General features: G+C 72.8%; 14 protein-coding genes, 1 tRNA gene and 1 pseudogene. 4 read left to right on the top strand and 12 right to left on the bottom strand.

Going from position 1 to position 11,916, the window contains the following annotated elements:
• Both C2142_RS20875 and C2142_RS20870 read left to right on the top strand, forming a co-directional pair.
• Positions 1–124: pseudogene (locus tag C2142_RS20875) on the top strand (transglycosylase domain-containing protein); the annotation flags it as partial.
• 316 nt (positions 125–440) lie between these two features.
• Positions 441–1,721: a penicillin-binding transpeptidase domain-containing protein gene (locus C2142_RS20870; protein ID WP_148644066.1), complete on the top strand. Its 1,281-nt coding sequence runs from the start codon at positions 441–443 to the stop codon at positions 1,719–1,721.
• A 169-nt stretch (positions 1,722–1,890) separates the two neighbouring features.
• Here C2142_RS20870 and C2142_RS20865 read toward each other — a convergent pair whose 3' ends face one another.
• The gene (locus C2142_RS20865; protein ID WP_148644065.1) at positions 1,891–2,346 is read right to left on the bottom strand and encodes a GatB/YqeY domain-containing protein; all 456 of its coding nucleotides are present in this window, start codon (positions 2,344–2,346) and stop codon (positions 1,891–1,893) included.
• A gap of 554 nt (positions 2,347–2,900) precedes the next feature.
• On the opposite strand from C2142_RS20865, the gene C2142_RS20860 reads away from it, so the two are divergent.
• Both C2142_RS20860 and C2142_RS20855 read left to right on the top strand, forming a co-directional pair.
• Entirely contained in the window at positions 2,901–3,842 is a 942-nt protein-coding gene (locus tag C2142_RS20860) for a metallophosphoesterase (protein ID WP_148644064.1), read from the top strand.
• A gap of 100 nt (positions 3,843–3,942) precedes the next feature.
• Positions 3,943–4,016 (top strand) — tRNA-Pro (locus C2142_RS20855).
• 119 nt (positions 4,017–4,135) lie between these two features.
• Here C2142_RS20855 and C2142_RS20850 read toward each other — a convergent pair.
• The 11 genes from C2142_RS20850 to C2142_RS20800 form a co-directional block, all read right to left on the bottom strand.
• A complete protein-coding gene (locus C2142_RS20850) occupies positions 4,136–5,656 on the bottom strand; it encodes a LacI family DNA-binding transcriptional regulator (RefSeq protein ID WP_148644910.1) in 1,521 nt (506 codons plus the stop codon).
• A gap of 61 nt (positions 5,657–5,717) precedes the next feature.
• On the bottom strand, positions 5,718–6,056 hold the full coding sequence (locus C2142_RS20845) for a DNA-binding protein (protein ID WP_148644063.1): 339 nt from the start codon (positions 6,054–6,056) through the stop codon (positions 5,718–5,720).
• Between the two features lie 171 nt (positions 6,057–6,227).
• Positions 6,228–7,514: a DUF3631 domain-containing protein gene (locus tag C2142_RS20840; protein WP_148644062.1), complete on the bottom strand. Its 1,287-nt coding sequence runs from the start codon at positions 7,512–7,514 to the stop codon at positions 6,228–6,230.
• Positions 7,511–8,440, bottom strand: a complete 930-nt coding sequence (locus C2142_RS20835) for a bifunctional DNA primase/polymerase (protein ID WP_148644061.1) — start codon at positions 8,438–8,440, stop codon at positions 7,511–7,513. The genes C2142_RS20840 and C2142_RS20835 overlap by 4 nt, the downstream gene beginning before the upstream one ends.
• A gap of 71 nt (positions 8,441–8,511) precedes the next feature.
• Positions 8,512–8,865: a hypothetical protein gene (locus C2142_RS20830; RefSeq protein ID WP_148644060.1), complete on the bottom strand. Its 354-nt coding sequence runs from the start codon at positions 8,863–8,865 to the stop codon at positions 8,512–8,514.
• Complete coding sequence (locus C2142_RS20825; protein WP_148644909.1) at positions 8,862–9,521, bottom strand: DNA cytosine methyltransferase; 660 nt, start codon at positions 9,519–9,521, stop codon at positions 8,862–8,864. Before C2142_RS20825 ends, C2142_RS20830 begins: the two co-directional genes overlap by 4 nt.
• 68 nt (positions 9,522–9,589) lie before the next feature.
• Positions 9,590–10,180, bottom strand: a complete 591-nt coding sequence (locus C2142_RS20820; protein WP_148644059.1) for a hypothetical protein — start codon at positions 10,178–10,180, stop codon at positions 9,590–9,592.
• A gap of 113 nt (positions 10,181–10,293) precedes the next feature.
• Positions 10,294–10,776, bottom strand: coding sequence for a single-stranded DNA-binding protein (ssb, locus tag C2142_RS20815; RefSeq protein WP_148644058.1), 483 nt, complete (start codon positions 10,774–10,776; stop codon positions 10,294–10,296).
• 125 nt (positions 10,777–10,901) lie between these two features.
• Positions 10,902–11,177 carry a hypothetical protein gene (locus C2142_RS20810; protein WP_148644057.1) on the bottom strand — a complete coding sequence of 92 codons (276 nt, stop codon included), beginning with the start codon at positions 11,175–11,177 and terminating at the stop codon, positions 10,902–10,904.
• A 14-nt stretch (positions 11,178–11,191) separates the two neighbouring features.
• Positions 11,192–11,629, bottom strand: a complete 438-nt coding sequence (locus tag C2142_RS20805; protein ID WP_148644056.1) for a hypothetical protein — start codon at positions 11,627–11,629, stop codon at positions 11,192–11,194.
• 43 nt (positions 11,630–11,672) lie between these two features.
• The gene (locus C2142_RS20800; protein ID WP_148644055.1) at positions 11,673–11,861 is read right to left on the bottom strand and encodes a hypothetical protein; all 189 of its coding nucleotides are present in this window, start codon (positions 11,859–11,861) and stop codon (positions 11,673–11,675) included.
• Between the last annotated feature and the right edge of the window lie 55 nt (positions 11,862–11,916).

The raw sequence follows: 11,916 nt of genomic DNA, 5'->3' as shown, positions 1-11,916 counted from the left end.
CTACGGCCACCAGGCCTACGGGGTCGAGGCCGCCTCCCAGCGGTACTTCAGCAAGAGCAACAAGGACCTCACCGTCGCCGAGGCCGCCACCCTGGCCGGCATGGTGCAGAACCCCTCGTCGTTCGACCCGGTGCGCTACCCGGAGAACACGGTCAAGCGCCGCAACGTCGTCATCGACAAGATGGTCGAGAACAAGCACATCACCGCGGACCAGGCCAAGGAGGCCAAGGCCGCCCCGCTGGGCCTGAAGTTCAAGGACCCGCAGAACGGCTGCATCACCGCCAACGCGGGCATGGGCTTCTTCTGCGACTACGTGCGCCACGTGGTAGGACCCGGTCTTCGGCAAGTCCGCCGCCGAGCGGAAGAAGTTCTGGGACCAGGGCGGCCTGAACATCTACACCACCCTCGACCCGGACAAGCAGGCCGCCGCGCAGAACGCCGTGACCACCAAGGTGAAGGTGACCGACCCGGTGTCGGCCGCCGCCACCATGATGGAGCCCGGCAGCGGCAAGATCCTCGCGATGGCCCAGACCCGCCCGTACGGCCTGGACCAGAACAAGAACCAGACCGTCGTCAACCTCAACGTCGACGCGGCGATGGGCGGCGGCAACGGCTTCCAGACCGGTTCGACGTTCAAGCCGGTGCTGGCCGCGGCCGCGCTGGAGTCGGGGATGTCCGCCACCCAGCCGTTCCCGTCCCAGAACCGGATCGACTACCCCACGATGTCCACCTGCTCGGGCACCTGGAAGAACACCGCCAAGGGCAAGGACCGCAGCGTCGGCAACGAGTCGGAGAGCGAGGTCGGCCCGTACGAGCTGAAGGAGGCCATGGCCCGCTCGGTCAACACCTACTTCGTACAGATGGAGGCGCAGGTCGGCCTCTGCGCCATGAAGCAGATGGCCAACAAGCTCGGCATCAGCCAGACCGCCAAGGGCGACCCGTTCGTCGAGGTGCCCTCGATGGTCCTCGGCACCCTGGAGCTCTCCCCGCTGACCATGGCGAACGTCTACGCGACCTTCGCCGCCCGCGGCAAGTACTGCACCCCGATCGCCATCAACAAGATCACCACGGTGGACGGCAAGGACGTCAAGGTCCCGCAGTCGACCTGCAACCAGGCCTACTCCGAGAGCACCGCGGACAACCTCAACGCCGTCCTGCTCAACGTGACCGAGAAGGGCACCGGTGCCTCCCTCGGGCTGGAGGGCGGCCGGCAGATCGCCGGTAAGACCGGTACCACCGACGAGAAGAAGGCCGCCTGGTTCAGCGGCTACACCCCGCAGCTCGCCACCTCCGTCTGGCTCGGCGGCCCGGCCGGCGGTGTGAAGATGAAGAACATCAAGATCGGCGACACCTACTACGGCAGCGACGGCGTCTTCGGCGCCACCGGCCCGGGCCCGATCTGGCAGATGGCGATGAACCAGGCCCTGCGCGGCGCCCCCCTGGAGACGCTGCCCACCGTCAACATCCCGGACCCGGTCAAGGCCGATCCCACCCCGCCCGCCACCCCGCCGAACGGCGACGCGGCCGCGGCCACGGCCACGGGCGGCGGCAACCCCGGCGGGAACCCGGGTGGCGGCAACCCCGGCGGCGGCAACCCCGGCGGCGGCAACCCGGGTGGTGGCAACCCCGGCGGGATGATCGGCGGCGGGTTCACCTTCCCGCCGGGCGTCATCGGCGGGAACGGCAACGGGAACGGCAACGGCAACGGCGGCCGGCACTAGCCGGGACCGGCACGCGAAAGGGCGCCCTCCGAGCGATCGCTCGGGGGGCGCCCTCGTGTCTGCGCGCCGGTTCGGGCGCGTCGGGGGGTGCTGGTACCGGTACCGGTGCTTGTGCCGCTGCTGTTGCCGGTGCTTGTGCCGGCGCTGCGGGCGGCGCTCGTGCTGCGCGTCAGCCGGTGAGCGCGGCCTTCACGGCGGCGGCCACCCGGCCGCCCTCGGCCAGACCGTCCACCTTCGGCTTCACCAGCTTCATCACGGCGCCCATGCCCTGCGGACCGGTCGCCCCGCTCTCGGCGACGGCGGCGGCCACGATCGCCGTCAGCTCCTCGTCGGAGAGCTGCTTGGGCAGGTAGCCGGCCAGCACCTCGCCCTCCGCCCGCTCCCGGGCGGCCTGGTCGACCCGGCCCGCACCGTCGAACGCCTCGGCGGCCTCCCGGCGCTTCTTCGCCTCACGCGCGAGCACCTTCAGCACCTCGGCGTCCGACAGCTCGCGCTTCTCCTTGCCCGCCACCTCCTCGCTGGTGACGGCGGAGAGCGTGAGCCGAATGGTGGACGAGCGCAGCTCGTCCCGGTCCTTGATGGCAGCCGTGAGGTCCTCCTGCAGCTGCTCCTTGAGCGTGGTCATGGCCCCGAGTCTCCCACCTGCGGCGTTCGGCTGCCCGCCATTAACGCAAGGCCCCTCCGCAACGCGCAGACTCCCGCCTCCCGCGACTCCTCATACCGGTTGCCCGACCGCCGCCGGGGAGCCTGCCACCGCACGGGCCCCGCGGGACGCGGTCCGGTCGCCGCGGGACGCGGGCGCCGCGCTCTGGCTCGGCCCCGGCGCCCGCCTCGGCGACCGGGTCGGCGCACCGGTCACCGCCGCCGACGGCTGCGAGCTCCGCAGCCTGCACCCCGGCTCCCGGATCCGGCTCACCCGGCAGCCCGCCGGCCGGGCCGGGAGCACCACCGTGCAGCTGACCGTCACACCCGTCGGCGGCGGCACTGTGCTCCGCTTCCACCAGGAGCGGCTCGACGACCCCGCCGAACGCGCCCGGCAGCGCGAGCACTGGCGATCCCGTGATCGACGCCTTCGCCGCCGAGCCGGCACCGCACCGGGGGCGTACGGAGCAGGACGGCGTGTCCCCACCTGCCGCCCGGACGTTCACCAGCTGATCCGCCGTCTGAGAGCATGGAGCGATGCGACCGCTGTACTCCGTCCCCCTCGGAATCGCCGCCACCGGCGCCGCCTGCCTCGCCTACTCCGTCGGGTACGAGGTCCGTTCCTTCCGGCTCCGCCGGGTCGAGATCCCCGTCCTGCCCCGGGGCGCCCGCCCCATCCGGGTCCTACAGGTCTCCGACATCCACATGGTGAGCGGGCAGGGCAAGAAGCAGCGCTGGCTGCAGAGCCTCGCGGGTCTGCGCCCCGACCTGGTGGTCAACACCGGCGACAACCTCTCCGACCCGCTCGGCGTCCCGGCCACGCTCGACGCGCTCGGACCGCTGATGGAGTTCCCCGGCGTCTACGTCTTCGGGTCCAACGACTACTACGGTCCGGCCCGCAAGAACCCGGCCCGCTACCTCCAGGCGATGCGCAGCGGCATCCACGGCATGAACAACCCCGACGGCACCGCGAGCCGCGGCATCAGCGGCGCCGTCCACAACCCGTGGGAGAAGCTGCGCGACGGCTTCGACTCGGCCGGGTGGCTCGACCTCACCAACGCCCGCGGCCGGCTGAACATCGGCGGCCTCGACCTGGAGTTCACCGGCCTCGACGACCCGCACATCCGCCGCGACCGCTACAGCGAGGTCGCCGGCGGCCCCTCCGCCGACGCCGACCTCTCGCTCGCCGTCGTCCACGCGCCCTACCTCCGCGTCCTGGACGCCTTCACCGCCGACCGCTACCCGCTGATCCTCGCCGGACACACCCACGGCGGCCAGCTCTGCATCCCCTTCTACGGCGCCCTGGTCACCAACTGCGACCTCGACGCCAAGCGGGTCAAGGGCCTCTCCACCCACCAGGCCGGCGGCCGCCGCTCCTACCTCCACGTCTCCGCGGGCTGCGGCACCAACCGCTACACCCCGGTCCGTTTCGCCTGCCCCCCCGAGGCCACCCTCCTCACCCTCACCCCGGCCCCCTGACCTGCGCCGGACGCCCGCCGGGAATCGGATTTCGTCTCTCGGCGAGCGTCCGGTAGAGTTCTACTCGTCGCGAAGGAGACGGAGCGACAAACAGAAAGACCGGGGTGTGGCGCAGCTTGGTAGCGCGCTTCGTTCGGGACGAAGAGGCCGTGGGTTCAAATCCCGCCACCCCGACCCAGTAAGACCAGCTCAGGGCCGGTCTCCCGCAAGGGAGACCGGCCCTGACTGGCTTTCCGGGGACTCTCGGGAGAATCCTGGGAGAAAACCGCTCGGATGACCTCCCGGCGGCTCTCCTACTGACCGATCCTCAGCAACGTGTCGAGCACCTTCACGGGCGATCCCGGCGACATCCGCCGGCGGGCTTCGAGTGACGCGTCCCACACTGCGGTGAGGTCGTCCATGAGCTTGCTCCGCATCTCGGGCGTGATGTGCGAGTAGCGAGCCTGGACCGACCCGTCCTCGTGCCCCATCCGCTCGTCCTTGAGCTTCGGAGGTGTGCCGAACTCGTCCATCATCGTCTTGTGCGTGTGCCGCAGACCGTGCGGCGTGAGACCGCGCTGGATCGGCAGCCAGCACGCCTCCGCCCGGCCAGCGGCGCCTCGGCCGCGCGCCGGGATGCCCGGCCACGGCTCGGCGATCAGCGGCACCGGACGGGCCTCTTCCGGAGCCTTCTTCGGGTACCAGCCGGTGGCCGCCGGGTGGAACAGCCACGTGGCGAAGCCGTTCCGGCGCCAGTGCGCGGCGTTCTCGCCCGACGACCAGAACCGGATGAAGCCGAGATCGGCGATCGCCTTCTCGACCCGGGACCGGGTGTCGAGGGCCACCGCGTGCGGGCGGTTGAGCACATTGGAGACGGTCCCGGTGGAGACGCCGGCGGCGCGGGCCACGTCCACCAGCTTCGCGCCAGGCCGACGGGCGGCTCCGTTGGCGGCGCCGTGCCCGCTGAAGAGGTACCGCAGGCCATGGCACTCGCACGGCTTCGTGCCGACGCGGCCAACCTGCCCGGTGAGCAGGCCGGACAGGAAGGGCGGGGCATCGATCGTCCGGTAGGAGTCGTCCTTGGGCGGGCAGCGGTGCAGCTCACCGGAGTCCAGCTCGTACAACTGCCATTCGACGCGCACGGCCGCCGGGCGGATGAACCCGGTCTCCAACCCGACGATCTCTCCCCAGCGCATGCCGGTGTAGCCCTTGGTCACGACCCCGACGAACTCGTCGTCCCGGCCCGACAGCAGCGCGGTCCGTTCGGCGATCAGCAGGATGCCGAGCGCCGTGGTGATCACCTTCTCGCGGCTGCGGTTGCGCGAGCGCCCAGCACGCTTGCCCCGGCCGCGCCGCCGGGTCGCCGGGTTGGAGTCGCGCAGTCCAGCGTCGACAGCGTCGGCGAGGACCAGGTGCAGCGTGCCGCGCCACGTCTTGATGCTGCTCGGCGCGTAGCCGCGCTCGCGCTCAGTGCGCTCCCACCCGTCGACCGCGCCCTTGGTGATCTCGTCGAGGTAGGCACCCTCGAACTCCGGGAGCAGGTGTTCTTCGATGTGGCGGCGGTAGTTTTGCATGGTCGACGCAGCGAGGTCCTGGTCCTCGTACCAGGCGCTGGCGTACTCGCCGAACGTCATTCGCTCAGGCTCCGAAGCGGCGGGCTGCTGAGCGGCTTCCTTGGCAACCTCCTCCTCGGCAATCGCGGCGGCCTTTTCGGCCGCGCGCTTGGTCTTGTAGCGGACCGCCTTCCCGTTGGCGTCGAGGACGGTCCCGTATTTGCCGGGTGCGATCTTGTACCGGGCGCGCCAGTAGTCGCCGCGGTTCTCGCCGTATCCCAATGTGATCTCTCCAAAGCAGGAGCCCGCCCGGCGGAGCCACCGGGCGGGCTTTTGAGTGTGGTCAGGCAGCGTCCTGCTGCTGAAGCAGAGCCCTGCGCGGCATCCGCGCACGAAGTCGGACAACGGGCCGGGTCTGCTGCGCGTCACGAGCCGGCTCCTTCGGGACGGCGGCGGCAGCGATCTTTATCTGCGGCGCAGCCACAGTGGCCGGCCGCACCTCGTACATGCGGACGATCTCGGCGAACTGGTCAGCCGTGAATCGGTAGGCACGTCCAGGCTTGGTGAAGGGGATCCGCCCGCGACGGGCCTGTTCCTTCACCCACCACTCAGACATGCCGATGGCTGTGGCGATGTCGGCCGGGTAGTAGAGCGGCGGCAGTTGCCCCCTGCCCTTGCGCATGAAGACCCTCCAGATCATCGGCGGCGGGGCTTCGCCCCTTTCCTTCTCTGGGATCCGCTACCAGCGCTACTGCCGCTACCTCCCTGGTCAGGGGCATGTTTCTGGTAGCGGATTTGGTAGCGGTAGCGGATTGGTGCCACTCCCGCCGGGTGGCGGGAGCGGCGGTGCGGGCTACGGGAGCGCGGCTTCGGCGGTGGCGTGCTCCGGGGCGGGCAGCGGGTTCGTATCCGCTACCGCTACCGGTTCCGCTACCGGGAACAGGGGCCTGACCTGCGCGGTAGCGGCGGTAGCGCTGGTAGCGGATTCCTGGGAGCGGAGCGGGCAGTACCGCAGCCAGGCGTCGGCGAGGTCGGCGGCGTAGTAGCCCTTGGCGACCGTGCGGGGGCCGGTCTTGATGTTGCGGGGCTTGATGGGGTCGTTGTCGGCGGTGACGTAGTCGCCGAGCATCCGGGCGAGGGCGCGGGTGGTGAGCGGTTTGCCGTCGAGGTCGGCCCACGGGGCGTCGTCCATGGCGGTGAGCTGGTCGACCAGGTCGGCGCTGAGCATCCGTTCGGCGCCGTTGAAGATGTCGCGCAGGTCGGCGAGCAGGCGGATGCCGACGGAGCCCTTGTCGTTGGCCTTGGCAGCGGTGACGAGCTGGACGCAGGCGGCTCGGGCCCGGGCGGGCCAGTGGCCGCCGGCGGCATCGGCGACGGCGATCAGGGGTTCCCACACGTCGGCGGGGCGGTCGCTGATGCCGTCGGGAAGCTCCGGCCACGCCTCGTGGAGCTGGTCGCGGACGCCGTCGGCCCAGGCGGCGAGGCGGTCGCGCAGCGCGTGCCCCTCGGCCTTGTGGATGCGCTCGCGGAAGGGCTCGACCTTCTCGTTGGGGGCGCGGCGACGCATCCGGATGATGATCGAGCGGCTCATGATGGTGTCGGGCAGGTCGCCGAGCCCGCCCATCGCGAGGGCCGAGTAGACGGGGAAGGGCTGGACGGTCTGGGTGGAACCGTCGCCGACGCAGCGCAGCACGACGCCGCTGCGGCGGTGGCCGGAGTTGATGAGGCCGCGCAGGTCCTCGTTCCCGGCGGCCTTGGGGCCGAAGGTGGCGTCGACCTCGTCGAACAGGACGGTCGGGCGGGCCTCGGTGTCGGACACGGAGCGGAACAGCGCGGCCGGGCTCACGTCGGTGGTCAGGATCGGCCTGGGGGCGACGGTTTCGATGATCTCCAGCGCCCGGGTCTTGCCGGAGCCGGGCTCCGGGGAGAGGAACGCGATCCGCGGGGTGGACTCGAAGCAGTCGAGCAGGTGGGTGTGGGCGTCCCACAGGACTACGGCGACGTAGGCGGCCTCGCTGGGGAAGACGTTGAAGCGCCGGTGATGGGATTCGACGGCGTCGAGCAGGGCCGCGCCGTCCTCGGGCCCGCTCCCGCCGGGGTTCTGAGGGCTCTTAAGGGGGGAGCGGGCGGGCGTGCTCATGCGGCGTCTCCGGCGGGGTTGTGGGCGATGGACCAGTCGAGGGCGCTGGTGATGGTCGCGGCGGCGTCGCGCGCGGGCAGGCCGGCCTGCTCCGCCGCCCCCTTAAGAGCGTCTTCGACCTCACCACGGCTGAGCCGGCCGTCGGCGACGAAGCGGCCCAGGGCGCGGGCGGCCCGGGTGAGCGTCCAGTTCCGGTTGCCCTCGGCGGCGTTGGCGACGTTGGCGCTCTCGTTGCGCAGGGCGGCGTCGGCGTACCCGGGCCGGCGGCCCGCCCGGCTGCTCAGCGGGACGACCGGGGTGGCCGGCCGGGGCGGCGGGGCGAGCAGGGTGTGGAGCCAGGCGGGCAGCGGCACGGGGCCGGTGTCGAGGACGGCCTCGTAGCGGTGTCCGGCGACGGTGCTGCCCGCGGCGACGACGTAGCCGCCGCCGGCCCGGGTGTCGATCCACCGGCCCAGCCCGGTGCCACGCTCGCCCGCCGTGTTGCGCAGGCCCGACCCGGCCGGGGCGGCGAAGTACAGGTGGGTGCCGCCGCTCGGGGTGCGGACGGTGTAGGTCCCGGACGGGTACGCCCGGCCGTAACGCTCGCACAGCGCGGCCAGCACGCCGGCCCCGTCCCGCGGCCCGGCCGGGCCGACGGGCAGCGGGGTGCCGGGCTTGGGGGTGTCGAGGTCGACCACGACCAGGTGGGACGGGCCGGTGGCCAGGCCGATCCCGTACGGGCCGTGCGACCACGTCCGCCAGATGACAGCGGGGTCGCAGGTGGCCCGCTGCTCCCAGCCCTGGTGGCCGGTGGTGCAGGCGGCGGTGCGGGGGCAGCGGGCGGAGGAGTGGAGTGCGGGCTTCTTGCTGCCGGGCAGCAGCGGGAAGACGCGCCAGCCGCGTTCGGCGGCGGTGAGCGCGGCGGCGAGCAGGGGGTTGCCGGTCATGCGGCGAGTCCCTTCGGTGGACGGGCCCGGGGCCGACGGGCAGGGTCGGCCCCGGGCGAGGTGAGGGGTGGTCAGAACAGGCCGTCGGGGCCGTCGGCCGCGGCGGCGGCCTGCCGGGCCTTGTGGGCGTTGCGGCGGGTGGCGTCGTGGCAGGCCGGGCACCATGCGGCGAGGGCCTGCTTGGGCAGGGTGGCGATGTGATGCGGGGGCAGGAGCAGGCTGTCCGGGTCGGCGGGTGCGGCCAGGAGCCGGGCGGCGCCGGTGCCGTGGCGGGGGCCGTATCCGCCGTGGACGGTCTTGCAGCGGCCGCCGTCCTTGTCGTGGCTGGTGCCGCAGGTGCCGCGGCACTGGCAGCGGCCGGCGGCGGCCGCGATGACGGCCTGCCACAGGCCGTTGCCGCCCAGCGGCGGGACGCGGCCGGTCATGCGGCCGCCTCCCCGGAGCCGGTCCGGATCTGGGCGGCGGCCTGCCGGCCGATCAGTTCGGTGTAGGCGGGCGGGATGGCTTCGCGCAGGCCGTCGCGGCTGGCCCACGGCATGCCCATCACAGCCTCGCTGCGGGCGAGGGGGACGTCGGAGAAGTTGCCGACGACGTGCATGAACTCGTGGCCGGCGACGGGGCGGCCCATCTTCGCCAGCGGCGCCACGTGGTCCGGGTGCGGCGGCGGGACGACGGTGAGGCCGCCGCCAGGCTCGAACAGGCGGTGCCGGTAGGTGCGCAGGCCGAACGCCGCGCCGCAGAGCATCACCGGGTCCCGCAGTTCGGGCCGGGCCTCTTCGACGTTCTCGATCACCCACGGCCGCCCGGTGCCCTCCAGGGCAGCGCGGGTGGGGCCGATGAGGTCGGGGTGCTCGCGGCCCCGGATCTTCTGGCAGCGGGTGTAGCGCTGGCACGGCGGGGAGGCGTGGATGAAGTCGAAGAGGTGCCCGTGCTCGGCGATGAAGGCCACGGCGTCGGCCTGGATGAACGCGAAGGGGTTCCTCGGCTGCGGGGCGTTGTCGACGCTGAAGACGTCGTATCCGGCGAGCCAGTAGCCCATGCCGGCACCGCCCTGGCACCCGTAGGTGTCCAGGACGGTCATGCCGTTCCACGGGCGGCCCGGGAGCCAGCCGGCCCGCGGACGGGCGGCCAGGGACAGGGCGACGGCGCTCACAGGGCACCCCCGGTGAGGCCGTTGACCAGCGGGGTGAGGTGCTGGTTGGCGTACTGGGCGAGGGCGGCGACCACGGTCTTGGCCTCGTGGGTGAGCGTGCGCCCGGGCCGGACGGCGGTGGGCCGGATCAGGATGCCGTCGGGGATGGGGAGGAGCACGGTGGCGGCGACCAGCACGGCCGGGCGGTCGGTGCGCTCGGGGCCGGCCAGGCAGGTCCAGGACTCGCCGGCGTGCGTCCACGAGTCGAGCTGCCAGTCCAGCGGGCGTCCGGCGGGGCGGCTCGTGAGCGCGGCGTGGCGCAGGCCGACCTTCGCGCAGAACTGCGCGCCGCCGTGGTGGTCGCGGTAGACGTCGAGCGGGTGGATGTCGGGGCGCACGGCCGCGTAGCCCGGCGACATGACCGGGGTGGTGGCCGTGCGCCACGCGGCGGCGGCGAAGTCCACCGGGCGGAGCGGCTCGCCGTCGTCGTGGAAGTCGCCGGCGTGCTGGGCGAGGTAGGCGCCGTAGCGGGAGTGGCCGTCGCCGGCGCGCTCCCGGTCGGCGGTGTCGTCGGTGACGACGAGCGCGGAGGGGTTGTACTGGGGCATGCTGGAGTCCTCTGGTCTCTGCGAGGGGATCGGATCGGCCCCGCAGCAGCCGGACGACCTTGCCGGGATGGCCGGCTGCTGCGGGGTTTCGTGCTGTCCGGGGCGTGGTGGGGCTAGAACGGCGGCTCGGTGGGGCCGTCGGCCGGGGTGCCGTTCCAGCCGCCGCCGGGTGCGGGCGGGGTGGCGGTGGACCACTGGTCGGCGGGCCGCGCGGGCGCGTTGCCGGTGCGCTGGGCCTTGGTGACCGTGGCGGTGGCGAACCGCAGCGAGGGGCCGATGTCCTCGACGTCGAGGCCGAGCATGGAGCGGTTCTCGCCCTGGTCGGTCTGCCAGTTGTGCTGGACGAGACGGCCGGTGACGATCACGCGCATGCCCTTGGTGAGGGACTCGGCGGTGTGCTCGGCGATCTCGCGCCAGGCGGTGGCGCGCAGGAACAGCGCGGTGCCGTCCTTCCACTGGCCGCTGGTCTTGTCGTAGGCGCGGGGGGTGGAGGCGATGGTGAAGCGGGCCATCGCCACCCCGGCCGGGGTGAACCGGAGTTCGGGGTCGTCGGTCAGGTTGCCGACGACGGTGATCGGGGTCTCTCCCACGGACACGGGTGCCTCCAGAAGGCGTTGGGGTGGTCCGGGAGCGGGGTCTGCCCGGTCCCCCGCACCGCCCGGGCCCCGCCGCCGGCTGCGGCGTGGTCCGGGTGGAACGGCCGGTCGGGCAGGCCGGTCGGCTAGAACAGGGGCTCGTCGGAGTAGACGGGCATGGTCCGGCTGAGCCAGTGGCGGACGATCCAGCGCGGGATGGGGAGCAGGCGGCGGACCTGGTCGGGGTTCCAGCAGGTGCACCAGACGTCCTCGGTGCCGGCGTACTCGCCGGTGTCGTAGTCGCCGTAGTCCTCGGTCCAGCCGCCCTCGCCCTGGCAGTCGGGGCAGTGTGGGTCGGGGGTGTCGGTCAGCTCGATCGCGGGCTTGGGCCAGACGTTGAAGCGCAGACGCATGCGGGACATGGCGTTTCTCCTGGTCAGCGGTTGCGGTTGGAGACGGTGACGTTGACGTTCACGGCGCCCTGCCCGCCGCCCCGGCCGCCCCCGCCGCCGGTGGTCTTGGCGAGGGCGTAGGCGCCGACTCCGATCGCGGCGAGGCCGCCGACGCTCCCGGCGGCGGCCGCGACGGCCTGGACGGCGTAGCCGATGCCGAGTCCGCCGGCGCCGAGGGCGAAGCCGCCGGCGAGCAGGCGGGCGGGCCACGGGTCGCGCGTCGGGGCGGGGGCGGTGATGACGGCCGGCTGCTGCGGTATCGGCATCTGCGTGTAGGCCAGGGGCACCGGCAGCGCTGCGGCGCTCGGGTAGAGCGCGGGCGGGGCGGCGAGCGGAGTGGGGTGGGTGTAGTAGGGGGTGCCGTCCTGGGTGTAGAGCACCGGGGCGGCGAACGGCTGCGAGGCGTGCGGGGTGTGGTGCACGGTGCTCTCCTGTCGGCGGGGTGGTGGTCGGGTCGCGGTGGGGTCAGTGGCCGGAGACGAGTCGGACGAGCGAGGCGAGGAAGTCGTTGACGGGTCCGGCGACGCCGGTGGAGGCGGCGGTGAAACCGGACAGCCAGAGCACGAGCGCGGTGGGCAGGGCCACGCGCCGGCCCCGGATGAGGACGGCGGAGATGATCGCGAACAGGATGGTGGTGCTGAGCGCAACGATCACGGCGGGGCTCTTTTCGGTGAGCGGTTCGGGTGTGGAGCGGCCCGCCCGGGCAGGC

Origin of the sequence: Streptomyces sp. CB01881 (assembly GCF_002953255.1) — a bacterium.
GTDB lineage: Bacteria > Actinomycetota > Actinomycetes > Streptomycetales > Streptomycetaceae > Kitasatospora.
This window is presented reverse-complemented; position numbering and strand designations above follow the sequence as displayed.